This window comes from Rathayibacter sp. PhB179, assembly GCF_004345345.1.
Taxonomy (GTDB): domain Bacteria; phylum Actinomycetota; class Actinomycetes; order Actinomycetales; family Microbacteriaceae; genus Rathayibacter; species Rathayibacter festucae.
On the sequence record NZ_SLVD01000004.1, the window covers coordinates 47,894 to 71,188 of the forward strand.

The window sequence follows — 23,295 nt, forward strand, 5'->3', positions numbered from 1 at the left end:
GCGCAAGTGGGCGGAATGTGCCGTCACCATGAGGAAACGGCCATGATTGTGCTCATGGCACAGACGTCCCTCCTCCACGTCCTCGAGCACGGCGAGCAGTTCGGCATGGTCTGCCGCGCGGGCGACCCGGCGGGCGTCTCGCTCAGCGGAGTGGAGATGCTCGCGCTCGAGGACGTGGGGCAGGCGCTGCCCGGCCACCTGGTGATCGTGCTGCACGGCGCGGAGCAGCCGCGGGCGTACCAGATCGACATCGTCATCCGGCGGGCGATCGCGGCCGAGGTCGCCGCGCTGCTCTTCGTCGGCGAGCTGGCGCTGGCCGAGACCTCGCGCTCGCTGGCCGACCGCGGGGCGCTGCCGGTGCTGACCGCGAGCGCGCCGCCCTCCGAGCTGGCCGTCTCGATCGACCGGCTGCTGCGCGGCGGGGCGGCCGAGGCGCTCGGCCGGGCGGAGCTGGCGATCGCCGCCGCACGGGCCGCCTGCGACGGCGACCCTCTCGATGCGCGCTCGGCGGTGCTCGACGCGGCGACGGCGGCGCTCGGGATCGAGCTGCGGATGATCGAGGACCCGGCCGTCACCTGGAGCGACCCCGACGCGGTCTGCATCGGCGAGGTCGCGGTCGGGCGGCTGGTCGCCGAGCAGCCGGAGACCGCGGCGGTGATCGCGCTGCCGGTGATCGCCGCGCTGCTGTCGCGGGCGCTGCAGCGCGAGTCGCAGGTGCGCTTCGGCCCGGCGCGCTCGCGGGCCGACCTCGTGGTCGAGCTGCTGCTGGCGGAGTCCTCGCGCATCGACGCGCTCGCGGTCGACGCCGCGCGGGCCGGGCTGCCGGTCGCCTCCGCGCACGCCGCCGCCTGGATCACCCCGCGCCACCGCGACGACGCCGAGCGCCGGCTCCCCGCCGCGCTGGTCGCGGCGATCGAGCTGAACGCCTTCCAGCTGACCGACGGCCGCGACGAGGTCTGGCACCTCGCGGTCTTCCACGACGACCTGGTGGTGGTGGCGTCGGAGGAGTCGGGCGCGCCGGACCACCAGCGGCGGGTGCGGGACGTGGCCGAGCGGCTGATCGCGTACGGCGTGGCGGTCGCGGGGGAGGGCTGGACGTTCACGGTCGGGCTCGGCACGCCGCAGTCGGGCGCCTCGGGGCTCCGGCAGTCGGCGACGGAGGCGCGGATCACCGCCGGCTCGGCCGTCGCGGCGGGCCGCCTCGGGGCGGTCGAGGTCACCGACGTGACGGGGCTGCGGAGGGTGCTGCTCGACTTCTACGCGTCGCCGCTCAGCCGCGCGCTGCTCGACGACGTGCTCGCGCCGCTGGACGCCCTCGGCGCGGAACGCTCGGCCATCTCCGTGCGCACGCTGCTGGCGTACCTCAGCAACCGCAACTCCCTCGCCCGGGCCGGCGAGGTGCTGCTGCTGCACCCGAACGCCGTGAACTACCGCGTTCGCCGCATCGAGCAGGCGCTGGCCCTGGACCTCGAGGACCCGGACACCCGCTTCGCCCTGGAGCTGGCCTGCCGCCTGCGCGTGATGGCGACGACGCGCTGACGCGCCGGCCGGCGACCGGACGCGGCGGCACTTCATGCGGGTCGAGTAGCCCCGCAGGGGCGTATCGAGACCCGCCGGCGCCAGCAGGGCGGTCTGCAGACTCGACTTCTGACGCTGGTGGATCTCGATACGCCCGCTCCGCGGGCTACTCGATCAGCAGGGGCTTCGCCATACTGATAAGGTGATCTTTCGGGCAGCGGCGGCGCCCCGTCATGGCTTCAGCGAATTCCCCCAGTGCGCCTCTCCGGGCGCGAACCGTGACGCGCCGGGGGTCCTTCTCTTCTCGCAGGATCATCTCGGTGAGCGCTGCTGCGTGCTGCTCCGCGTCGACTGGACGCGGAGCGGGGGCTCCGAGAGCGCCGGAGCCCGGTACGGGTCCATTCGCGCGGGAGACGCACCGCGACTGGACGCGGAACGGGGTGCGGCCGGGCGTCGGAGCCCCACCCGCGTCCACCCATGCAGATCCGGGGGCCCTGTCAACACCTCGAAGTCTGAAGGGATGTTCAGATAGCGTCATCGGCGAGCGGATCCGGAGTCGGCCGTCGTCGCATCCCCCCGCGGCCCCACGAGAGGGCGCCCGCCCGCGGACGCCGACCCCAGGGCCGTGGCGACGAGGGCACCGTTCGCCCGCCGCAGGAGAGCCCCCACTCCCTCGCGGCCGGCCGGACGCACGTCACCGAGCCCCGCCGCTCCCCGCCCCCGACTGCGCGCCGAAGGATCTCGATGACGACTCTGCTGGACCCCCGACCCCCCGAAGGCCGACGCATCACCGGCGAACGGCCGTGACCGTGACCGGCCTCGACGACACCCGCATCCCGCCGCTCGAGAACGCGCGCGAGCTGGTCCTCCACGCCTGCCGCGTCGGGGACGCCGAACTGCAGTCCCGCATCGACAACCTCTGGGCGGCCAAGGCCGACCCCGAGAGGACGCGCGGACTGCTCGCCCGCTACCGGCGCGAGGTCGAGGACGCCCGCACCCTCCTCGCCGCAGCCGCCGACCCGCAGTGGTGGCGGTCCGCGACCGCCGAGCGGATCGAGGAGAGCTGCCGGGCCGCGAGGATCTGGGCCGAGGGCGACCCGGTCTGCGCCGACCTCGAGCGGGCGTTCGCCGCGCAGCTCCGGAGCGTCCTCGGCATCGACCTGACGCAGATCCCGCGTCAGGAGCGGAGCCGCTGACCTGCGGAGCGATGTGCGCTCCCTCGCGTCGGGAGCCGCTCCCACTCGCCCGGCGACGACGCGCTCCTGCGTGCGAGCCCACGCCGAGTCGGCCTCCCTTCGTGCTCCTCCCAGCCCTCCGCCGGCGCCCGAGGCGCTCCCTCCGCTCGAGACGCCCGCTGCGCGGGCCACTCGATCAGCATGGACATCGCCCTGAGAACACGATGGTCCGTGCTCCCTCAGAGGACCGGTGCGTGCACAACCAAGGCTGGAAGGCGCGATCGGTCGAGAATTCGCGGTTCTCGGGGCTTCCGGCCTTGGTTGTGCACGCCCGCACGCGGCCACCCTCAGCGCAGGACGCCCGAGACCGCCTCCGCCAGCCGGATCGCTGCCCGCTCCAGCTCCCGGGAGCGCGCGGTGACGTCGTCGGCCATCCCGACGAGGCAGGCCGCCGCCACGACGGCGCCGCTCGCGTCGCGGATCGGCGCCGAGATCGAGACCATGCCGGCGTCGTCGTAGGCCTGCATCGAGAGGACGCCGTCGCGGCGGACGGTCTGCATCCGGCGGAGGAACCGGGCCAGGTCCCGCGGGGTGTGCCGGGCCGGGAACAGCTGCGTCAGCTCGTCCGGCTCGAGGTCCATCAGCATGGTGGGGCCGCCGTCCGAGCCGACGATCGGGTGGGCGCGGCCGAGCCAGGGGATCATCGCGAGGCCGTCGCCGGCCAGCTCGAGTTCTTCCACGAGCGTGAGACTGCGCATCCCCGCGAGCACGGTGACGAACGCGCAGGCGCGCAGACTCCGCGCCGCCTCCGCGACGAGCGGCCCGCCGCGCGACACGATCAGCGGAGCGGCCGCCGCCCGGAACCAGCCGTGCACGACCCAGGCGACGCGGAACTCCCCGTCGCCGCCGCGCTCGACCACGCCCGCCGCGACGCAGGCCTCGAGCAGCCGGCCGGTGCGGTCGCGGCGGAGGCCCGTCGCCCGCGCGGCGCCGGCGGCGGTGTCCGGTCCGTCGGCGAGGTGCTGCAGGAGAGGGAGGACCGCGTGGAGCGCGGAGCCGCCGGCGGAAGGGGTGGTGGAGACCAGCGCGTCGTCGCTGTCCGCCGTGTCGTGTCCCGCGCCGGCCTCCCGCGACCCGTCCAGCCCCGCCTCGATGCTCCGCCGCGCGACGGCCAGAGCCCGCCGGATCCGCGGCCCGTTCTCGCGCAGCCGCACCGCCGGCAGTCGCACCGCCAGCACCGCCGCGCACTCGCCCGCGGGCGTCAGTAGCGGCGTCGCGATCTCGACCCGCAGCCCCTCGATCGTCTCCGCGACCGCGTCGTCGCCCGGGCCCAGCGGATCCGCGGCGCGGGCGATCGCGCTGCCCGCGTCGTCGATCCGCTCGCCGACCGCGGCGGGGGAGTGCAGGGTCCACGACGAGAGCACGCTGCCGATCACCCGCATCGACCCGGGTGCCCCGGCCGCCAGCACGACGGTCTCGCCGGTCTGCTGCGCGGCGAGCGTGAGAGCGAAGCGGAGCGACCGAGCGACCGGCGCCGCAGCCCGCCCCGAGAGCCGCACGGCGACCGCGCCCAGGCGGTAGCTGCCGTAGTCCGCGCCGCGCTCGATCAGCCCCGTCCGCTCCAGCTCCGCGCACAGCCGCGAGACCGAGCTGAGCGGCGCGCCGAGCTCGGCGGCGATCACTCCGACCCCGAGCGGCGCCGTCGGATCCGGCCGCTCGCCGAGCAGCCGCACCACCCGCAGGCCCGTCGTCACGCGTCCGCTCACGAGCCGCCCCTCTGCAGAACCGTCAATCCCGAGGCGCTCGAATCGCCGCCAGCACGCACTGTAACAGCGCCGGAACCCGCCGTTCCTACAGTGATCGCACTCGCCCGGCGGCGGTCACGACGGCCCGCCGAGCGCGACGGCGGCGCGCCGTCACCCGCTCCACGAACGCTTCCCACAGCCCTAGGAGTCCCATGAACCCGACCGTCCCCCGCCCCGCGACCCGCACAGCGCCCCGCGCCACGCCGCACCCCGCCCGCCGGGCCGCCGTCGTCACCGCGGTGCTCGCCTCCGCGGCCCTCCTCGCCGGCTGCTCGGCCGACGCCGCCGCCACGACCGACGCGGAGCCGAGCGCCCTGTTCGAGCAGAGCATCGCCGACCTGGTGCCCGAGGACATCGCCGCGGCCGGCGAGATCCGCATCGCGAGCGGCCCCGGCTATCCGCCCCTGCTCGACCTCGCGGACGACGGCACCACGCTCTCGGGTTCGCAGCCCGAGGAGATGCGCCTGATCGGCGAGGTGCTCGGCCTCGACGTCGTCTTCGAGGACATCAAGTTCGATGCGCTCTTCCCCTCGCTGGCCTCGAACAAGATCGACGCCGCGGCCGCCGCGCTGGGCGTCACCGCCGAGCGGCTCGAGACCGTCGACTTCGTCAGCGACTTCCTCGGCGGCACCACGCTCCTGGTCGAGGGCGGCAACCCGCTCGATCTGACGATCGACACGCTCTGCGGCCAGTCCGTCGGCGTGCTCAAGGGCTCGACCGAAAACGACATCACGCTGCCGAAGTGGGACGCCGTCTGCACCGAGGCGGGCGATCCGGCGATCGAGATCTCGACCTTCCCGACCGCGGCCGACGCCGTGCTCGCCCTGAGCTCCGGCCGCGTCGACGCGACGGTCAGCGCCGTCCCCCCGGCCGTCTTCCAGGCCGAGCAGTCCGACGGCGCGCTCGAGGCGCTGGACGTCAACTTCGAGCCGAGCCCCTGGGGCATCGCCTTCCCGGACGGCTCCGAGCTGGCCCCCGCCTTCCAGGCCGCCCTCGAGCACCTGATGACGACGGGCGACTACCAGGAGAACCTCGAGCGCTTCGGCGTCGAGGTCGGCGCGGTCGAGCAGGCCGAGCTCTACACCGACCCGGCCCAGATCAGCGGATGACCGCCGTGGAGCAGCGCGCGACGACCACCGCGCCGCCCGAGACCGTGGTCCCCGTCCGGCACTGGGGCCGGCGCGCGGCGACCGTCGTGATCCTCGTGCTGGCGGCGCTGCTCGCCCACTCGGTCGCGACCAACCCGAACTTCGAGTGGGGCAGCGTCTTCGGCTACTTCCTCGACGGGCGGATCCTCCGCGGCCTCGGCACCACGCTCCTGCTCACCGTGATCGCGATGGTCGTCGGCATCGTCATCGGCGTCCTGATGGCCGTCGGCCGGCAGTCGCAGACGCTCGTGGTCGCCACGGCGGCGGGCGCGTTCGTCGCCTTCTTCCGCGGCACGCCGCTCCTGGTGCAGCTGATCTTCTGGTTCAACCTCGCCGCGCTCTACCCCGAGCTGAGCCTGGGCGTCCCGTTCGGCCCCACCTTCGCCAGCGCCGACACCAACGTGCTGATCAGCCCGTTCCTCGCCGCGATCCTCGGCCTCGGGCTCAACGAGGGCGCCTACATGTCCGAGATCGTCCGCGCGGGCCTGCTCTCGGTCGACCCCGGCCAGGTCGACGCCGCCGAGGCGCTCGGGCTGCGGAGGGCCCAGGTCTTCCGCCGGATCGTCCTGCCGCAGGCGATGCGGGTCATCATCCCGCCGACCGGCAACCAGACGATCTCGATGCTGAAGACGACGTCGCTGGTGAGCGTGATCGCGATCCCCGACATCCTCTTCGCCGCCCAGACCATCTACTCCCGCAACTTCGAGGTGATCCCGCTGCTCATCACCGTCAGCCTCTGGTACCTGCTCGTCACCACGGTCCTCAGCGCGGGCCAGCGGATGATCGAGCGGCGCTTCTCCCGCGGCGACCGGATCGTCCAGGGCCCGACCCCGCTCGGGGCGCTGCTCGCGAGCGCGAGGCCGCGGCCCGCCGCGCGAGGGGAGGGAGCGCTGTGATCGCGCCCATGGTCCAGGCGACCGGCGTGCACAAGCAGTACGGCGGCAACCTGGTCATCCGCGGCATCGACCTGACCGTCGCGCCGGGCGAGGTGACCTGCCTGCTCGGCCCGTCCGGCTCGGGCAAGAGCACCTTCCTCCGCTGCATCAACCACCTCGAGAAGATCGACGCGGGCACGATCAGCGTCGCCGGCGAGCTGGTCGGCTACCGCCGCCACAACGGCCGTCTGCACGAGCTGCGCGACGCCGAGATCGCGACGCGGCGCAGTGAGATCGGCATGGTCTTCCAGCAGTTCAACCTCTTCCCGCACCTCACCGTGCTGGAGAACCTGATCGAGGCGCCCGTCCTGGTCCGCCGCGAGAAGGTGCCGGACGCCACGGCCCGCGCCCGCGTGCTGCTCGACCGGGTCGGCCTCGGCGCCAAGGCGGACGCGTACCCGCGCTCGCTCTCCGGCGGTCAGCAGCAGCGGGTCGCCATCGCCCGGGCCCTCGCGATGCGACCCCGCCTGATGCTCTTCGACGAGCCGACCTCCGCACTCGACCCCGAGCTGGTCGGCGAGGTGCTCGACGTGATGCGCGACCTCGCCGCCGAGGGCATGACGATGATCGTCGTCACCCACGAGATCGGCTTCGCCCGCGAGGTCGCCGACACGGTGACCTTCATGGACGGCGGCGTCGTCGTCGAGTCGGGGCCGCCCGAGCGGATCCTCGCCGACCCGCAGCACGAGCGCACCCGCGCGTTCCTGTCCAAGGTCCTCTGACCCTGTCACCCGGGCCGTCGATCCCGGCGGCCCTCACCGATCCACGGAAGCGAAGCATCAGCATGGAGAAGTTCGACGTCGCCGTCGTCGGAATGGGCGCTCTCGGCAGCGCCGCCGCCTACCACCTGGCCCGCCGCGGCGCCCGGGTCGTCGCGTTCGAGCAGTTCGAGCTCGGCCACGTGCGCGGCGCCTCGCACGACACCTCGCGCATCCTGCGCACCTCCTACGGCGCACCCGAGTACGTCCGGCTCGCGCAGTCGGCGTACCTCGACTGGGCCGACCTCGAGGCGGAGTCGGGCGAGTCGCTCGTCACGATCACCGGCGGGCTGGTCTTCTTCCCGGTCGGCAGCCCCTACTCCGCCGAGGCGTTCCGCTCGAGCCTCACCGAGAGCGGAGTGCCGTTCGAGCTGCTCACGCCGGCCGAGGTCAGCGCGCGCTGGCCGCAGTTCTCGCTGCCCGAGGGCACGCAGACGGTGTACACCGCCGACTCCGGCATCGTGCACGCCGCCCGCACGGTCGCCGTGCTGCAGCTGCGGGCCCGGCAGCACGGCGCCGTGATCCGCGACCGCACGCCGGTCGAGGCGTTGCTCCCGGGCGAGGACGGGGTCGTCCTGCGCACCGCGGCCAGCGACGTGCTCGCGGGCAAGGTGATCCTCGCCGCGGACGCCTGGACGAACGAGCTGCTCGCGCCGCTCGGCGCCGAGATCCCGCTCGTCACGATGCAGGAGCAGGTCAGCTACTTCGCGCCGGCCGAGCCGAGCGCCTTCGACCGCGAGCGCTTCCCGGTCTGGATCTGGGAGGACGAGCACTGCTTCTACGGCTTCCCGACCTACGGCGAGCCGACGATCAAGGCCGCGCGCGACGTCTCCGACAACCTGATGGCGCCGCGCGAGCGCACCTTCGTCCCCTCGGCCGAGCTGCTGGAGGAGCTGACCGGCTTCGTCGGCGCCGTGGTGCCCACCGCCGGCGAGGTGCTGCGCACCGTCACCTGCCAGTACGCGCTGACGCCGGACCGCCGCTTCGTCCTCGGCCCGCTCGACGAGCACCCCGACATCCTGGTCGGACTCGGCGCCGGGCACGCCTTCAAGTTCACGCCGACCATCGGCCGCGTGCTCGCCGAGCTCGCCCTCGACGGTGCGACCAGCGAGGACGTGTCGGCCTTCGGAGTGACGCCGCCGGTCGCGGCGCCGCTCCTGGGCTGAGCGCCGCGCGTCCGGCAGGCTGGTGAGGACCGACTTCGGAGGAGGACCCCGTGCAGATCCAGAGACTCGGTGAGGATGCGCGCCGCCGCCCGCTCTACGGCGGCTCGGGCGTGCTCGACCTGGAGTACTACTTCCGGGCGACCACCGCGCTGCCCAGCTCGGTGATGCGCTTCCACCTCGAGCCGGGCACCTCCGAGGGCGAGCACGTGCACCTCTCCGGCGATCCCGGCAGCTGCTCGCCGGACAGCTCCGACGAGCTCTACGTGGTCGTCCTCGGCGAGGTCGTGATGACCGTCGACGGCGAGAGCGCCGTCCTCCGCGCGGGCGACGCCCTCTACGCCCCGGCCGGCAGCCACCACGGAGTCGCCAACGAGTCCGCCGCCCCCGCCGAGCTCCTCCTCGTCTTCGGCCCGCCGACCCCCTCGACGAGCTGACGCGCTCACGTCCCATGCCGGTCGAGCAGCCGCGCAGCGGCGTATCGAGACCGCCGTCGCCAGCCGTCGGGCCTGCAGACCCGCCTTGTGACCACGGTGGATCTCGATACGCCCGCTCCGCGGGCTACTCGATCAGCATGAACCGCCCGCCGTCAGATCATGCTGGTCGAGCAGCCGCGCAGCGGCGTATCGAGACCCTGCGGCCGAGGCGTCTTCGTCTCACGCTGGTCGAGTAGCCGCGCAGCGGCGTATCGAGACCCTCCCCTGCCTGCTCCGTCGATCACCCCCATCCGTGTTCCCGCCCCCCACGTCCCGCCGCGGCCTGCCATCCTGACCTCGCACGCCCCGATCCCGTGCATGGAGGCGCGGATGTCCGACGACGGCATGGCCGAGTCCGGCTACCGGCAGACCCTCACCCGCGGCATCGGCCGCTTCGGCAGCTTCGCCGCGGGAGTCAGCTACATCTCGATCCTGACCGGCACCTTCCAGCTCTTCTCCTTCGGCTACGCGAACGGCGGCCCCGCCTACTGGTGGTCCTGGCCGATGGTGTTCGCCGGGCAGCTGGCCGTAGCGCTCTGCTTCGCCGAACTCGCCGCGCGCTACCCCGTCGCCGGCTCCGTCTACAACTGGAGCAAGCGCCTGGCCGGCCCGACGGTGAGCTGGCTCGCCGGCTGGATCATGGCGCTCGCCTCCGTCGTCTCGCTCGCCGCCGTCGTGCTCGCCTACCAGAGCACGCTCCCGCAGATCTGGCGGGGCTTCCAGCTCGTCGGCGACGGCACCGGCACGAGCGCCGGCGTCAGCGCGGTGCTCTGGGGCGCGATCCTGGTGGCGTTCACGACCGGCGTGAACGCGATCGGTGTGCGGCTGATGGCCCGCATCAACAGCGTCGGCGTGCTGATCGAGCTGGTCGCCGCGGTGCTGCTCGTCGTCGTCCTCGCCGCCAATGCGGTCAACCCGCCGAGCGTCGTCCTCGAGACGGCCGGCCGCGGCGAGGGCGTCCCCGGCGGCTACCTCGGCGCGTTCCTCATCGCCGCGATCGCCTCCGCCTACGTGATGTACGGCTTCGACACCGCCGGCTCGCTCGGCGAGGAGACCGTCGATCCGCGGCGCACCGCCCCCGCCGCGATCCTCCGCGCGATCACCGCCTCGTTCGTGCTCGGCGGCCTGATCATCCTCTTCGGCCTCCTCGCCGCCCCCGACCTCGCCGACCCCGCACTCGGCTCCCCGTCCGGCGGCCTGCAGCTCGTGGTCCTGCAGGTGCTCGGCGGCCCGCTCGGCTCGGTGTTCCTCGGCTGCATCGTGGTCGCGATCACCGTCTGCGCGCTCGCCGTGCACACCGCCGGCATCCGCCTGGTCTTCGCGATGGCCCGTGACAACGCCCTGCCCGGCAGCGCCCTGCTCGCCCGCGTCGACCCGCGCCGCCGCACCCCGGTCGCCCCGGCCGTCCTGATCGGCGTGCTGGCCGTCCTGATCCTCGTCGTCAACATCGGCACCCCCGAGATCTTCACCGCCGTGACGAGCGTCGCCGTCATCCTGATCTACCTCGCCTACCTGCTGGTCACCGTGCCCCTGCTGCTGCGCCGCCTGCGCGGCCGCTGGCCCACCGCCGACGCGCCCACCGGCTACTTCTCGCTCGGCCGCCTCGGCCTGCCGGTGAACATCGTCGCCGTGCTCTGGGGCGCCGCGATGGCCGTGAACCTCGCCTGGCCCCGCACCGAGGTCTACGGCGACGGCCCCCTCCGCTGGATCGCCCTCATCGTCGTCGGCGCGGTCGTCACCGTCGGCCTCGCCTGGTTCCGTCTCCGCGGCCGCCACCACCTCGGCGTCCTGCCGGAGCACGCCCAGCCGCTCCCGGAGCCGCTCGACCGCTGACCTCTCGACGTCCGCGCTCCTGCCCGTCCCTCCGTGTCGCCCCATCCGTCACCACCGGCTGCTGCCTCGCCGCCGAAGGAGCCGTTCGTGCCGGATCGCCGCCCCCCTCTGCCCGCGGGAGCCCGCACGCGCTGAGTCGCCCGAGAAGGTCCGTTCTCTCGCCCAAGAACGAGCCTTCTCGGGCGACTCAGTCCAACGGGCTCCTCGCTCACCGCATCGGGGCCGGCGATCGTGCGCGCGGGGTCCGGCCCGACGGTGCGCCAGGATGGACGGCGGGCGACCGCCCGTCGAGGGGAGGGAGCGCCGTGCCGGACCGCCAGGCTCTCTCGACCGGCGCGCTGCTGACGCACGCGGTGCTCATCCAGGCCGTCGCCTTCCTGCTGCGGCCGGCCGCGGTCTACCAGGCGATCCAGCTCGACGTGCCGGCCTGGGCGCTCGGAGCACTCGGTGCCTCCTTCGCGGTGGTGCCGCTGCTGATCGCGCTGCCCGTCGGCGGCCTCGTCGACCGGGTCGGCGCCCGCTTCGTGATGGCCTGCGGCTCGCTGCTGACGATCGCCGCCGCCGGCCTGCTGCTCCTCGCGGGCGGCGGCCTCGTCGGCCTGCTCTGCGGGACCGCGCTGCTCGGCGCCGGCCACCTCGGCTGCGTCGTCGGCCAGCAGGCGGTGGTCGCCGGGGGAGCGGCCGGCACCCGCCTCGACAGCCGCTTCGGCTACTACACCTTCGCCGCCTCGCTCGGCCAGGCGATCGGCCCCGCCTTCATCCCCGTCTTCGCCGGCAGCGCCGTGCGCCCCGACCCGGCCCCGCTGTTCCTCGTCGGAGGCGCGCTCGCCGTCCTCCTCCTCGCCGTCACCACCGCGATCGCTCGCCCCGCGCCCCGAGCCGCCGCCGAGGCCCCGTCCGAGGGCTCGACGCTCGGCCTGCTGCGGATCCCCGGCCTCGCCCGCGCCCTGCTCACCAGCGCGACCGTCGTCGCCGCCGTCGACCTGACCGTCGTCTACCTGCCCGCCCTCGGCGCCGAGCGCGGCCTGCCCGCGGGCGTGGTCGGTGCCCTGCTGACCGTCCGCGCCCTCGCCTCGATGGCCTCCCGGCTCCTGCTCGGCGCGACCACCTCCCGCTTCGGCCGCACCCGCGTGATGGTCGCCGGCATCGTCGTCTCCGCCGTCTGCCTGATCCTCACCGCCCTGCCCGCTCCGACCGCGCTGCTCTTCGTCGCCGTCGCCCTGCTGGGTCTCGGGCTCGGCATCGGCCAGCCGATCACCATGTCCTGGCTGATCGAGCGCACCCCCGCCGACCGCCACGGCCGCGCCCTCTCCCTCCGCCTCGCCGGCAACCGCATGGGCCTGATCGCCCTGCCCACCCTCCTCGGCACCATCGCCGCCGCGGCCGGCGCCGGCGGCGTCCTCATCGGCACCGGCGTCGCCGTCGGCTCCACCCTCGTCCTCCTCCGAGGCGTCCGCCTCGACTGACCCGCGCCGCCCGCTCGGGCGCCGAGTCGCCCGAGAAGGCTCGAATCCGCCCGCGATCCGCGCCATCTCGGGCGACTCACCCGCTCACTCCAGGCGCACCTCCGCGGCGGACTTGTCGGCGCGCCAGCCGCGCCAGACGGGCTGGCGGAGGGTGCCGCCGGAGGTGCGCTCGCGGTAGCGGACCTCGCCGACGAGGACGGGCTCGACCCAGTGCACGCCGCGGGACTCGGCGGGCGGGACGGCCACCGCGGGCTCGTCGGTGGCGTGCTCGGCGAGGCGGTCGACGAGGCCGCGGCGCTCGCGGTCGCTGAAGCCGCTGCCCACCCGGCCGGAGTAGACCAGTCCGTCGTCGCCGGGCAGCGCGGTCAGCAACGAGCCGACCGAGCCCACCAGCCCGCCCTCGCCCTCGCGCCAGCCGACGATCACCACCTCCTGCACGCGGTGGTGGGTGAGCTTCACCCAGTCGCCGGAGCGGACGCCCGGCCGGTACGCGGCGTCCCGGCGCTTGGCGACGACACCCTCCAGGCCGAGGGCGAGGCTCGTCGACATCGCCTCCTCCAGGTCGCCGTCGAAGACCGAAGGGACGTGCACCCGCTCGTTCTCGGTCGCCAGCTGCTCCAGGGCGGCGCGCCGCTCGTCGTAGGGGCGGCCGATCGCCTCTGTGCCGTCGATCGCCAGCAGGTCGAAGAGCATCAGGTGCACCGGAGTCGCGCGGGCCGCCGCCTCGATCTCGCGCGGCTTGGTCAGGCCGCCGCGGGTCTGCAGCCGGCCGAAGTCGGGCCGGCCGCGCTCGTCGAGCGCGACGATCTCGCCGTCGAGCACGCAGTCGACCGCCGCCGCCTCGGCGATCGGGGCGAGGAGGTCGGGGAACGCGGCCGTCAGGTCGTTGCCGTTCCGGCTGGTCAGGGTCACGGCTCCGCCCGCCACCCGTACCAGGGCGCGGTAGCCGTCCCACTTCATCTCGATCGCGGAGTCCGCGGGGATGTCCGCCGCGCGGCCGGCGGTCGCGAGCATCGGCCGGAAGGCGGCGGCCTCCGCGGTCGGCGCGGCAGCGGAGGACCGCGGCGCTCCGGGATCGGTCGGTGCGGCAGCGGACGGTGCCGGCGCTCCGGCCTCCGACGCCCCGCCGGACCCCCCGCCCTTCCGCACCCCGACCCCGCGCCCGTGCGCCTTCCCCCCGTGCGCCTTCCCCCCGTGCGCCGCGGCCCCCGGCGCCATCAGGTGCAGCAGCCAGTGCTTCTCGTCCCCCTTCCCGCCCTTCGCCCCCGTGTGCAGCAGCGCGTACCGCCGCGGCTCGCCGCCGAGCCCGCCGTCCGGCCGGCCGGTCAGCACCGCGATCACCTCCTCGCCCTCGCGCCATTTCTCCAGCGCGTAGGTGCCCTCGTCCCAGATCCGCACCTCGCCGCCGCCGTACTCGCCCGCGGGGATCGTGCCCTCGAAGGTCGCGTACTCGAGCGGGTGGTCCTCCGTCTGCACCGCCAGCCGGTTCGGATCGCCGTCCAGCGGCGGCCCCTTCGGCACGGCCCAGCTGACCAGGACGCCGTCGTGCTCGAGCCGGAAGTCGTAGTGCAGCCGTCGCGCGTGGTGCTCCTGCACGACGAAGGTGTCGCCCGACGTCGCGATCCCCGCCCCCGGCGACGGCACCGGCTCCGGCGTCTTCGAGGCGTCGCGCATGCTGCGGTAGGCGGCCAGCCGGTCGGCGGAGGCGTCGGTCGCCGCGAAGCCCGCCATCCGCTCCGGCGACGGCTCGAGCCCCGCACCGCGTGACGCGAGCACCGGGCGCAGCAGGTCGCCGTCGCTCCGCAGCCGCTCGACCACCTCGTCCGGAGCGAGGTGCCGCAGATCCGCCGCCCCGATCTCCTCCCACGAGCGCGGCGCGGCGACCCGCGGCAGCAGTCGTCCCCGCAGCGAGTACGGCGCGATGGTCGTCTTCGCGGCGCTGTTCTGACTCCAGTCGACGAGCACCTTGCCCTCGCGCAGGGTCTTCTTCATGTCGGACACGACCAGATCGCGGTGGTCGGCCTCGAGCACCTTCGCCAGCTCGTGCGCGACCGAGGAGATCTGATCGCTCGAGGCGGAGGCGTCCAGCGGGCAGTAGAGATGGATGCCCTTGCTCCCGCTGGTCACCGGGAACGGCTCGAGCCCCATCCCCTCCAGCAGGTCGCGCGCGAGGAACGCCACCTCGGCGCACTCCGCCAGCCCCGCCCCCTCGCCGGGGTCGAGGTCGAGCACGAGCCGGTCCGGCGGCCGCCGCTCGCCGTCCGAGCCGACCCGCCACTGCGGCACGTGCAGCTCGAGCGCCGCCTGCTGGGCCAGCCAGGTCAGCCCGGCGACGTCGTCGACGAGCGGGTACTCGACATCGCGCGAGGAGTGCGCCAGCTTCGTCCGGCTCAGCCAGTAGGGCGCGGAGGAGGGCAGGTTCTTCTCGAAGAAGACCTCGCCCGGCTCCTCCGCGGTGCCGACCCCGTCGACCCAGCGCTTGCGGGTGACCGGCCGCCGGGCGAGGTGCGGCAGCATCGCGGAGGCGACGGACGCGTAGTAGGAGAGGACGTCGGCCTTGGTGAACCCCGCCTCCGGATAGACCACCTTGTCGAGGTTGGTCAGCCGCAGGCGCCGCCCACCCACCGACACGAGCTGCTGCGAGGAGGGGGTCATGACTCCATGGTGGCGTCGCTCGTCCGCCGCCGGGGCGGGAGTTGCGCCGACGGGGGAGGATCACGGCGAGGGCGACGGTGTGGAGGAGTGTCTCGCGGCCCGCGCACGGCTGCACTGGATAGCCTGACGATCACCCCCACTTCCTCGACAAGGAGCCCCGTGCCCGAGACGATCACCGACATCCCGCTCACCACGATCGACGGATCCACGTCGACGCTCGCCGACTACGCGCCGGTGAAGCTCATCGTCAACGTCGCCTCCCGCTGCGGCCTCGCCCCGCAGTACGAGAAGCTCGAGGCGCTGCAGAAGCAGTACGGCGACCGCGGCTTCACGGTGCTCGGCTTCCCGAGCAACCAGTTCCTGCAGGAGCTCAGCGACTCCGACAAGATCAAGGAGTACTGCTCGACCACTTGGGGCGTCACGTTCCCGATGTTCGAGAAGGTCAAGGTCAACGGCCGCTCGGCGCACCCGCTCTACGCGGAGTTGACCAAGACCGAGGACGAGGCGGGCAAGGCCGGCAAGGTGAAGTGGAACTTCGAGAAGTTCCTGATCACCGCCGACGGCACCGTGCATCGCTTCCGCCCGACGGTCGAGCCCGACGACCCGCGGATCGTCCAGCTGATCGAGGCGTCGCTCCCCGCCTGATCGCGGCGGCTGCGCGGATCCGATCGAACGGCGGCGCGGGATCGACCCCGCGCCGCGGCGGTTCTAGCGGGCGCGCAGCCCCTCGGCGATCCGTGCCTGCGCGGGCTCGACGCCCTCGGGGCAGACGATGTCCGAGACCTCGAACGGCGTCGCACGGGTGAAGGGGATCATCTCGATCCCGTCGACGTGACGCAGAAGGACGAGCGCACTGTCCCCGTCGCGGAGCGTACGGCGCACCTGCCGCAGGAAGACACCGGCCATCTCGAGCTCGACCGTGAAGATCCGGCCGCTCACGTCGATCCGGCAGCCGAGCACGGGCTGGGAGGCGGTGGAGGCGGAATCGGGCGCGTGGCGGACGGCGATCGGCTCGTCCTTGCGGAGGGAGCCTCCCGTCCCGGTCAGGGTGGGTGCTGCGACTGCTCGCGCGGTATCGGTCATCGTCGTCTCCGTCCGTGGTCGCGACCGACGGAGAACCGCCCGGTCACTGTCCTCAGACGCTACGACGCGACCCTGGGACGGGGGGTGGGGTTGACGGATCCGGTCTCGGGGGAGAAGGCGGCGGGGTCAGGAGCCCTGACGCGTCTCCTCGGGCTCCGGGAGGACGGACAGCTCGCCGTGCATGCTCGCGACGCTCAGCATCTGCTCGATCCACGCGCGGTTGAGCTTGGGCTGGTGCGTCTCGGCGAAGCGGAAGTGCAGCGGCACCGACGGGTGCAGCCAGACCGAGCTGCGGCCGTGGCCGGTGGAGGCGTCCGCGGTCCAGGAGAGCGAGAAGGCCTCGTTGCGCCGCAGCTTCGACAGCACGGCGACCTTGAGGTGGGCGAGCACCCGCTCCTCGAACTCGATCTCGAGATTCTGCGGTCCATAGGTCAGCGTGGCCACGGGCGCCCTTCGTCAGTGCGAGCCGCCCACGGCGGACAGCTCCTCGGGGACGGTAACCGGTGGAGCCCCTCCACGCGGAATCGGCGGGGAGACACGCCGATGCCCCATTGACAGCCCGGGCCGCGCCCCCTAGCCGGGGGCCGCTTCGCCCGCATGCTGGTCGAGTAGCCCCGCAGGGGGTGCCGACCTCTCGCCGAGGGCCTCTGCGAACCTCATGCTGGTCGAGTAGCCCCGCAGGGGCGTATCGAGACCCACCGTCCCCAGCAGGGTGGGTCTGCAGACTCGTCCTCTCGACGCGGGTGGATCTCGATACGTCCTCTGCGTGGGCTGCTCGATCAGCATGGAGCGTCCACCCTGACGAGGTGACCCTCTCGCGTCCCGGACGCCCTCTGCTCGGACGTTCGGCTCGCGCTTCCGCCCTGGGCTCGCGATCTCGGCGCATTCCAGCGTGCCGGAGGTGTTTCCGCGTGCCGGAGCTCGCGCGCACGGGGACGTTCGGCTCGCGATTCCACCCCGGGCTCGCGATCTCGGCGCATTCCGACGTGCCGGAGGCGACCCCGCGTGCCGGAGGACGTCCCCCGCAGCGAGGACCGCGCCCGGCCTCCGTCCGGCGCGACCGGGTAGCATCGCAGGGCCTGTTCCGGCGGACGAAAGCGACGAGGCCATGAAAACGCGAGTCATCTTCTACCTCATCGGCGGCGTCCTGCTCCTCGGCGCCGGCATCAGCTCGCTCGGCGACGGGGTCTCCGTGCCGGACATCATCACCGTCCTCTGCGGCGTGCTGATCCTCGCCCTCGCCGGCTGGCAGTACCGCCGCTCGCACGGCCCCGACGAGCGCACGCCCGGCGACGACGTCGAGCGCCCCCACCGCTAGCCCGCGCTCCGCCGGCCGGCGGGCACGACCCGCTCCCGCTCCGCCGCCGGCTCCGGGGCAGCAATCCGACCACGCGTGACCCCGGCCGCGCGGCCCCGAGCGCGCACTACCCGCGCGCCAGCAGCAGCCGGTACGGCGCCGCCCGCTCCACGCGCCAGCCCTCGGGCGCCAGCACGCGCAGCTCCGGCGCCGTGTAGCTCCGCCGCACCGACAGCGACCCGTCGTAGTGCAGGAACGACCCCGCCGCGATCGGCCGGGTCGCCGCCGCGTACGCGGTGTACGCCAGCCGCGAGCGCTCGATGTCGTTGTGCAGCGCGCGCGGAGCGAGCCGCTCGCTGTCCTCGAGCAGCGCGCGGAGAGACTCCGGCGGCAGGTGGTGCAGCAGGTGGTTCGACGTCACGATGTCGTACTGCGCACCCTCGGCCACCAGCTCGGCGCTGCTCGCCCGCCGGAACTCGAGCCCGGCCGGCGCCGGCGTCGATGTCGCGAAGGCGAACGCCCGCTCGTCCGGATCGATCGCGGTGATCGCGAGCCGCAGCCCGTCCGCGTGTGCCCAGTCGGCGAGCGAGCGCGCGATGTCGCCGCCGCCCGAGCCGATGTCGAGCAGCCGCAGGGGCTCCTCGCTCCGGAACAGCGGGCGCAGCCGGGTCCGGTAGAGCCGCCGCCAGCCGGAGACGAGACGGTTCACCGTGCCGAACCGCGCGTAGGTCGCGTCGAGCAGCGCGCGGTCGCAGGACGGGTCGTCCATCAGCTCCTGCGCGTCCGTCTCCCGGTGCCGGAGGTCGGGGACGAGCGGCGCGTGGGCGCTCACGCCCCGCCGCGCTTGGTCAGCAGCGCCATCTCGACGGTCAGCCCGGGTCCGAACGCCATCGCGCCGATCCGCTCGCCGTCGGCCGCCTCGCCGTGCAGCAGCCGGCGGAGGATGAACAGCACGGTCGCGCTCGACATGTTCCCGACCGTCCGCAGCACCTCGCGCGAGGGCCGCATCTGCTCGTCCGAGAGGCCGATCGCCGACTGCACGCGGTCGAGGATGCTCCGGCCGCCCGGGTGCACGGCCCAGCGCTGCACGTCCGCGGCGCCGACCCCGCCGAGGCCGAGCATCGGCTCGAGCGCGGCGGTGATGTTCGTGCCGATGATGGACGGCACGTAGGTGCTCAGCCGCATGGTGAAGCCGTGGTCGCCGATCGTCCAGGCCATCTCGTCCTCGCCCTCGGGGGTGAGGGTCGTGTCGAGCTCGTCGATGTCGAGCACCGCGGTACCCGGCTCGGGTGCGCGGGCCGTGACGACGGCGGCGGCGGCCCCGTCGGCGAAGACGGAGGTGGCGACGATCTGCTCCGCGTCGCTCGAGCTGGTCAGGTGGATGCTGCAGAGCTCCGCCGCGACGACCAGCACGACGGCCGACGGGTGGGCCTCGCAGAACGCGCGCGCGGCGCGGAGCCCGGGGAAGGCGCCGTAGCAGCCCATGAAGCCGAGGTGGAAGCGCTGCGTCGAGACCCGCAGCCCGAGCGCGCGGACCAGCTGGTAGTCGGGACCGGGCGCGTAGAAGCCGGTGCAGGAGACGGTGACCACGTGCGTGACCTCGTCCGGCGCGAAGCCGGCCGCCTCGAGCGCGCGCCGGGCCGCCTGCGCGAACAGCTCCGGAGCGCGGGCCGTGTAGACGGCGTTGCGCGCGGCCGTGCCCGGATCGAGCAGGAGGCCGGAGCGGGCGTCGTAGAAGGTGCTCTCGCCGTGGCGCTCCTCGCCGTCCAGCTCGTCGACGACCGTGTGCCGGGTGTCGATCCCCGAGGCGTTGAAGGCCGCGCCGATCAGCCGCGAGCCGAGGCGGGTGACGGCGGGCTGCGCGGCGAAGAGGTCGCGGAGCTCCGGCTGGTGCAGGACCGTGGGCGGGACGGCCGTCTCGATGCTGCGGATGTGGACGCTCACCCGCGGGAACCTACCGCACGTTCCTGCGGGTGAGCGGCGCTCCGGAGGCTCCGCGTGGCGGTGCTCAGAGGATCGGCTTCCCGCCGGTGACGGCGATCGTCGAGCCGCTCATGTAGCTGGCGTCGTCCGAGGCGAGCAGCACGTAGGCGTGCGCGACCTCGGCGGGCTGGCCGGGGCGGCCGAGCGGGACCTGCTCGCCGAACGAGGCGACGGCCTCCGGCGGCATGGTCGCCGGGATCAGCGGGGTCCAGATCGGGCCGGGGGCGACCGCGTTCGCGCGGATCCCCTTCTCGCCGAGGGCCTGCGCGAGCGAGGCGGTCATGCTGAGCATCGCGGCCTTCGTCGCCGCGTAGGGCAGCAGCTGGTACGACGGCTGGTCGGACTGCACCGAGCTCGTCGCGATGATCGAGGCGCCGCTCTTCAGGTGCGGCAGCGCGGACTTGACCAGGTGGAAGTAGGCGCTGATGTTGGTCGCGATGGTGCGGTCCCACTCCTCGTCGGGGATGTCGGTGACCTCCTCGCGGCTCATCTGGAACGCCGCGTTGCTGACGAGCACCTCGAGGTGGCCGAGCTTCTCGACGGTCTCGGCGACGACGGAGCGGCAGTGCGCCGGGTCCTGCAGGTCGCCGGGGAGGAGCAGCGCCTCGCGGCCGGCCTCGCGCACCCACTTCGCGGTGTCCTCGGCGTCCTCGTGCTCGTTCAGGTACGAGATCGCGACGTCGGCGCCCTCGCGGGCGAACGCGATCGCGACGGCCTTGCCGATGCCGCTGTCGGCGCCGGTGACCAGGGCGACCTTGCCGCGCAGGCGGTCGGAGCCGCGGTAGCTGGTCTCGCCGTGGTCGGCCTTCGGCGTCAGCTCGGCCTCGGTACCGGGCGGGGTCTGCTCAGGGGATTCCGGAGTCATGATGCTCCCTCTCGTCGTGGGTCGGTCTCCCCATGCAAGCCGCTCCCGCCGCGCGGCGGAACGGGGTTGACGCCCGTTCGGCCGCGCCGAGCGTGGTCGTGCGCGAACATGCTGGTCGAGTAGCCCCGAAGCGCCCCCATGCTGGTCGAGTAGCCCCGAAGCGCACCCATGCTGGTCGAGTAGCCCGAAGGGGCGTATCGAGACCGACCGTGATCAGAAGTCGGACTCTGCAGACCCCGCATGCTGACCACGGTGGATCTCGATACGCCCGCTCCGCGGGCTACTCGATCAGCAGGAGGCGACGACCCCACCGGCACCCGAGCCGCCCGTCGATCCGCGCCGTCAAGCCCGAGACACCGGGAGCCGCCGGGGAGTTGACTGAGCCGACGCTCCGCACCGGGGCGCACGAGGAGGCCGACATGAGCACGCCCACCGATCGGGGCCCCGGCTCCGACAGCACCGGTCCCGACCGCAGCGACCGCTTCCGCAGCGAGCCGAGCGGCGCCGACCACGACGCGACCGCCCGCTTCGACACGACGAGCACCGCCTCGAGCAGCACGGGCGCCACCGCGACCACCGCCCCCGACGACCAGCCCGCCGCGCACCGCGCCCCCGTCGATCCCGACTCCGCCGAGGCCGCGAAGGCCCGCACCGCCGCCCGCAAGGACATCCACCAGCGCGAGAAGGATCGCTTCGGCGGCCTCAAGGTCGGCTGCGCCTTCTTCGGCTGGCTCGCCGCGACCGGCCTCGCGGTCATCCTCACCGCCCTGGTCACCGCGATCGGCGCGGCCGTCGTCGGCACGCAGGACGTCACGGCGGACCTGGCCGCGGACCCCGCCGCCTTCGGCTGGGTCGGCGCGATCGCGCTGCTCGTGATCCTCCTCGTCGCCTACTACTCCGGCGGCTACGTCGCCGGCCGGATGGCCCGCTTCAGCGGCGCCAAGCAGGGCGTCGCGGTCTGGGCCTGGGCCGTCGTCGTGGCGATCGTCGTCGGCATCGTCTCCGCGCTCACCGGAGGCAGCCAGATCCTCTCCGCCGTCAGCGGCTTCCCGCAGATCCCGCTCGACGCGGGCGACGCCACCGTCACCGCGATCGTGACCGTCCTCGCCGCCCTGGTCGTCTCCCTGGTCGGCGCCGTCCTCGGCGGCCTCGCCGGCATGCGCTTCCACCGCCGCGTCGACCGCGAGGGCCTCTCGGGCCTGGCCGTCTGACCCCCCTCCCGCGAGATGCCACTTATGAGCCCCCGCCTCGGCGTGTCGCCCTCGTAAGTGGCATCTCGCGGACTGCGGCCGCACGGGCACCCTCCCCGCGAGATGCCGCTTGGGTACGCCTCACTCGGCGTGTCGCGTACCGAACCGGCATCTCGCGGACTGTGGCCGCACTCTCACCCCGGCCCTCCCCGCGAGATGCCACTTATGAGCCCCTGCCTCGGCGTGTCGCCCTCATAAGTGGCATCTCGCGGACTGCGGCCGCACGCGCACCGCGGGAGGAGGCCCTCGCCTACGCTCGTGCGGGTGGAGAACGCGCGTGCCGGCAGGCTGAGCAGTGAGCTGGCGGAGTGGGCGGCGCCCGCGGCGCTCGCCGGGCTCCGGGACGAGTACCTCGCCTTCCTCGCGGAGCACGGCGACGCGGCACTCGAGCGCGGCGGCGGCCCCGAGCACGTCACCGCGAGCTGCTTCGTGCTCTCGCCCGGCCTCGACCGGGTCCTGCTCTGCTACCACCGCAAGGGCCGGTTCTGGGTGCAGCTCGGCGGGCACGTCGAGGCGGCCGACGCCTCCGTCCCCGTCGCCGCGGAGCGCGAGGCCCGCGAGGAGAGCGGCCTGGCAGCCCTCACCCTGCTCGGCGACGTCCCGCTCGACCTCGACCGGCACGGCCTCGGCGGCGGCTTCGGCCGCTGCAGCACCCACTGGGACATCGGCTACGGCGCGATCGCCGACCCCGAGGAGCCCTTCGCCGTCAGCGACGAGAGCGACGCCCTGGCCTGGTGGCCGGTCGACGCCCTGCCCGAGGACGTCCCGCCCGGCTTCCCGGAGCGCCTCGCCGGCGCGCTGGCGGCGGCCCGCAAGCACTGAGGATCCGGAGCCGCGACGAACCCCCGCCATGCGGCACGATGAACGCATGCCCGACCCCGCGCGCCCCGTCGTCGTCCTCGCCGGAGCGAGCGGCTTCCTCGGCACCGACCTCGCCCGCCGCTTCGAGGCCGACGGCTGGACCGTCCGCCGGATCGGCCGCTCCGGCCCCGACGCCCGCTGGGGCGACACCACCGCGATCACGCGGGCCCTCGACGGCGCCCGCCTCCTCGTCAACCTGGCCGGCAAGAGCGTCGACTGCCGCTACACCCCGGCCAACCGCGCCGAGATCCTGCGCTCCCGGATCGACACCACGCAGGAGCTGCACCGCGCCGTCGCGGCCGCCGCGACCCCGCCTCCCGTCTGGATGAACGCGAGCACGGCCACCATCTACCGCCACGAGGAGGAGCGCGCCAACACCGAGCAGGACGGCGTGCTCGGCGAGGGCTTCTCCGTCGACGTCGCACGCGCCTGGGAGAAGGCGTTCTTCGCCGGCGAGACCCCCGGCGTCCGCCGCCTCGCCCTGCGGATGACGATCGTGCTCGGCGACGGCCCGGCCACCGGCATCCTGCTGAAGCTCGCCCGCCTCGGCCTCGGCGGCCCGCAGTTCGACGGCCGCTGGCCCGCCACCCGCGCCCGGCGCGCGGCCGGCGTGCACCACGAGTACCGCCCCACCCACGGACGCCAGCACTTCAGCTGGATCCACGTCGAGGACGTGTACCGCTCGGTCCTTTTCTTGGAGGAGCAGCCCCTCGACGGCCCCGTGAACGTCGCCGCGCCGAACCCCAGCGACAACACCGAGCTCTCCCGCCTGCTGCGCGCCGCGGTCGGCCGGCGGATCGGCCTGCCCGCCCCGCGCTTCGTCCTCGAGCCGGCGACCTTCGCCCTGCGCACCGAGTCCGAGCTGCTGCTCAAGAGCCGCTGGGTCGTCCCCGGCCGCCTCGAGGAGGCCGGCTTCGCCTTCGCCCACCCCGACCTCGGCGAGGCCCTCCGCGACATCGTCGCGACCGCGCGCTGACCCCGGGCCGGGATCGCCCGCCCTCCCGACACCGCCCTCCCGACACCG

Annotated in this window: 21 protein-coding genes; 14 read left to right on the top strand and 7 right to left on the bottom strand. The window is 74.0% G+C overall.

Going from position 1 to position 23,295, the window contains the following annotated elements; translation table 11 throughout:
* Window positions 1–54: 54 nt before the first annotated feature.
* Complete coding sequence (locus EDF43_RS09870; RefSeq protein WP_207901679.1) at window positions 55–1,539, top strand: PucR family transcriptional regulator; 1,485 nt, start codon at window positions 55–57, stop codon at window positions 1,537–1,539.
* 788 nt (window positions 1,540–2,327) lie between these two features.
* The gene (locus EDF43_RS09875) at window positions 2,328–2,714 is read left to right on the top strand and encodes a hypothetical protein (RefSeq protein ID WP_132436528.1); all 387 of its coding nucleotides are present in this window, start codon (window positions 2,328–2,330) and stop codon (window positions 2,712–2,714) included.
* A 326-nt stretch (window positions 2,715–3,040) separates the two neighbouring features.
* Here the strand turns inward: EDF43_RS09875 and EDF43_RS09880 are convergent, their stop codons facing one another.
* Entirely contained in the window at window positions 3,041–4,459 is a 1,419-nt protein-coding gene (locus tag EDF43_RS09880) for a helix-turn-helix domain-containing protein (protein ID WP_132436530.1), read from the bottom strand.
* Window positions 4,460–4,650: 191 nt separating this feature from the next.
* Here EDF43_RS09880 and EDF43_RS09885 point away from each other — a divergent pair, with 191 nt between their 5' ends.
* The 7 genes from EDF43_RS09885 (at window position 4,651) to EDF43_RS09915 (ending at window position 12,277) form a co-directional block, all read left to right on the top strand.
* Window positions 4,651–5,607 (top strand): ABC transporter substrate-binding protein, encoded by a 957-nt coding sequence (locus EDF43_RS09885; protein ID WP_132436532.1) that lies wholly within the window; start codon window positions 4,651–4,653, stop codon window positions 5,605–5,607.
* Complete coding sequence (locus EDF43_RS09890; RefSeq protein ID WP_132436534.1) at window positions 5,604–6,542, top strand: amino acid ABC transporter permease; 939 nt, start codon at window positions 5,604–5,606, stop codon at window positions 6,540–6,542. The genes EDF43_RS09885 and EDF43_RS09890 overlap by 4 nt, the downstream gene beginning before the upstream one ends.
* An 8-nt stretch (window positions 6,543–6,550) precedes the next feature.
* A complete protein-coding gene (locus EDF43_RS09895) occupies window positions 6,551–7,303 on the top strand; it encodes an amino acid ABC transporter ATP-binding protein (RefSeq protein WP_123706281.1) in 753 nt (250 codons plus the stop codon).
* Window positions 7,304–7,365: 62 nt separating this feature from the next.
* Window positions 7,366–8,505 (top strand): N-methyl-L-tryptophan oxidase, encoded by a 1,140-nt coding sequence (gene solA, locus EDF43_RS09900; RefSeq protein WP_132436536.1) that lies wholly within the window; start codon window positions 7,366–7,368, stop codon window positions 8,503–8,505.
* 50 nt (window positions 8,506–8,555) lie between these two features.
* Window positions 8,556–8,939 (top strand): cupin domain-containing protein, encoded by a 384-nt coding sequence (locus EDF43_RS09905; protein ID WP_132436538.1) that lies wholly within the window; start codon window positions 8,556–8,558, stop codon window positions 8,937–8,939.
* 369 nt (window positions 8,940–9,308) lie between these two features.
* On the top strand, window positions 9,309–10,811 hold the full coding sequence (locus EDF43_RS09910) for an amino acid permease (protein WP_243582173.1): 1,503 nt from the start codon (window positions 9,309–9,311) through the stop codon (window positions 10,809–10,811).
* Between the two features lie 305 nt (window positions 10,812–11,116).
* The gene (locus tag EDF43_RS09915) at window positions 11,117–12,277 is read left to right on the top strand and encodes an MFS transporter (protein ID WP_132436542.1); all 1,161 of its coding nucleotides are present in this window, start codon (window positions 11,117–11,119) and stop codon (window positions 12,275–12,277) included.
* Between the two features lie 84 nt (window positions 12,278–12,361).
* On the opposite strand, the gene EDF43_RS09920 is transcribed toward EDF43_RS09915, so the two are convergent.
* Window positions 12,362–14,932, bottom strand: a complete 2,571-nt coding sequence (locus EDF43_RS09920) for an ATP-dependent DNA ligase (RefSeq protein WP_132436544.1) — start codon at window positions 14,930–14,932, stop codon at window positions 12,362–12,364.
* Between the two features lie 159 nt (window positions 14,933–15,091).
* Between EDF43_RS09920 and EDF43_RS09925 the strand changes: the two genes are divergently transcribed.
* A complete protein-coding gene (locus EDF43_RS09925; protein WP_243582172.1) occupies window positions 15,092–15,577 on the top strand; it encodes a glutathione peroxidase in 486 nt (161 codons plus the stop codon).
* Between the two features lie 63 nt (window positions 15,578–15,640).
* Here EDF43_RS09925 and EDF43_RS09930 read toward each other — a convergent pair whose 3' ends face one another.
* Together EDF43_RS09930 and EDF43_RS09935 are read right to left on the bottom strand one after the other, a co-directional pair.
* The gene (locus EDF43_RS09930; protein ID WP_132436548.1) at window positions 15,641–16,015 is read right to left on the bottom strand and encodes a hypothetical protein; all 375 of its coding nucleotides are present in this window, start codon (window positions 16,013–16,015) and stop codon (window positions 15,641–15,643) included.
* A 126-nt stretch (window positions 16,016–16,141) separates the two neighbouring features.
* Window positions 16,142–16,459, bottom strand: coding sequence for a hypothetical protein (locus EDF43_RS09935; RefSeq protein ID WP_243646271.1), 318 nt, complete (start codon window positions 16,457–16,459; stop codon window positions 16,142–16,144).
* 664 nt (window positions 16,460–17,123) lie between these two features.
* On the opposite strand from EDF43_RS09935, the gene EDF43_RS09940 reads away from it, so the two are divergent.
* Complete coding sequence (locus EDF43_RS09940) at window positions 17,124–17,333, top strand: hypothetical protein (protein WP_123706287.1); 210 nt, start codon at window positions 17,124–17,126, stop codon at window positions 17,331–17,333.
* Window positions 17,334–17,439: 106 nt separating this feature from the next.
* Here the strand turns inward: EDF43_RS09940 and EDF43_RS09945 are convergent, their stop codons facing one another.
* The 3 genes from EDF43_RS09945 to EDF43_RS09955 form a co-directional block, all read right to left on the bottom strand.
* A complete protein-coding gene (locus EDF43_RS09945) occupies window positions 17,440–18,144 on the bottom strand; it encodes a methyltransferase domain-containing protein (RefSeq protein WP_243582171.1) in 705 nt (234 codons plus the stop codon).
* Window positions 18,141–19,256, bottom strand: coding sequence for a 3-oxoacyl-[acyl-carrier-protein] synthase III C-terminal domain-containing protein (locus EDF43_RS09950; RefSeq protein WP_132436550.1), 1,116 nt, complete (start codon window positions 19,254–19,256; stop codon window positions 18,141–18,143). The genes EDF43_RS09945 and EDF43_RS09950 overlap by 4 nt, the downstream gene beginning before the upstream one ends.
* A gap of 64 nt (window positions 19,257–19,320) precedes the next feature.
* A complete protein-coding gene (locus EDF43_RS09955; protein ID WP_127887746.1) occupies window positions 19,321–20,160 on the bottom strand; it encodes an SDR family oxidoreductase in 840 nt (279 codons plus the stop codon).
* Window positions 20,161–20,579: 419 nt separating this feature from the next.
* Here EDF43_RS09955 and EDF43_RS09960 point away from each other — a divergent pair, with 419 nt between their 5' ends.
* From EDF43_RS09960 to EDF43_RS09970, 3 genes are all read left to right on the top strand, one after another.
* Window positions 20,580–21,371, top strand: coding sequence for a hypothetical protein (locus tag EDF43_RS09960; protein WP_123737658.1), 792 nt, complete (start codon window positions 20,580–20,582; stop codon window positions 21,369–21,371).
* 303 nt (window positions 21,372–21,674) lie between these two features.
* On the top strand, window positions 21,675–22,232 hold the full coding sequence (locus EDF43_RS09965) for an NUDIX domain-containing protein (RefSeq protein WP_165909067.1): 558 nt from the start codon (window positions 21,675–21,677) through the stop codon (window positions 22,230–22,232).
* A gap of 46 nt (window positions 22,233–22,278) precedes the next feature.
* On the top strand, window positions 22,279–23,247 hold the full coding sequence (locus tag EDF43_RS09970; protein ID WP_132436551.1) for a DUF1731 domain-containing protein: 969 nt from the start codon (window positions 22,279–22,281) through the stop codon (window positions 23,245–23,247).
* The last annotated feature ends 48 nt before the right edge of the window (window positions 23,248–23,295 follow it).

Coding starts and splice junctions, on each gene's coding strand:
- EDF43_RS09870 (WP_207901679.1), top strand. CDS start 55: ATGGCACAGACGTCCCTCCTCCACGTCCTCGAGCACGGCGAGCAGTTC.
- EDF43_RS09885 (WP_132436532.1), top strand. CDS start 4,651: ATGAACCCGACCGTCCCCCGCCCCGCGACCCGCACAGCGCCCCGCGCC.
- EDF43_RS09890 (WP_132436534.1), top strand. CDS start 5,604: ATGACCGCCGTGGAGCAGCGCGCGACGACCACCGCGCCGCCCGAGACC.
- EDF43_RS09895 (WP_123706281.1), top strand. CDS start 6,551: ATGGTCCAGGCGACCGGCGTGCACAAGCAGTACGGCGGCAACCTGGTC.
- solA (WP_132436536.1), top strand. CDS start 7,366: ATGGAGAAGTTCGACGTCGCCGTCGTCGGAATGGGCGCTCTCGGCAGC.
- EDF43_RS09910 (WP_243582173.1), top strand. CDS start 9,309: ATGTCCGACGACGGCATGGCCGAGTCCGGCTACCGGCAGACCCTCACC.
- EDF43_RS09920 (WP_132436544.1), bottom strand. CDS start 14,932: ATGACCCCCTCCTCGCAGCAGCTCGTGTCGGTGGGTGGGCGGCGCCTG.
- EDF43_RS09930 (WP_132436548.1), bottom strand. CDS start 16,015: ATGACCGATACCGCGCGAGCAGTCGCAGCACCCACCCTGACCGGGACG.
- EDF43_RS09940 (WP_123706287.1), top strand. CDS start 17,124: ATGAAAACGCGAGTCATCTTCTACCTCATCGGCGGCGTCCTGCTCCTC.
- EDF43_RS09955 (WP_127887746.1), bottom strand. CDS start 20,160: ATGACTCCGGAATCCCCTGAGCAGACCCCGCCCGGTACCGAGGCCGAG.
- EDF43_RS09960 (WP_123737658.1), top strand. CDS start 20,580: ATGAGCACGCCCACCGATCGGGGCCCCGGCTCCGACAGCACCGGTCCC.
- EDF43_RS09970 (WP_132436551.1), top strand. CDS start 22,279: ATGCCCGACCCCGCGCGCCCCGTCGTCGTCCTCGCCGGAGCGAGCGGC.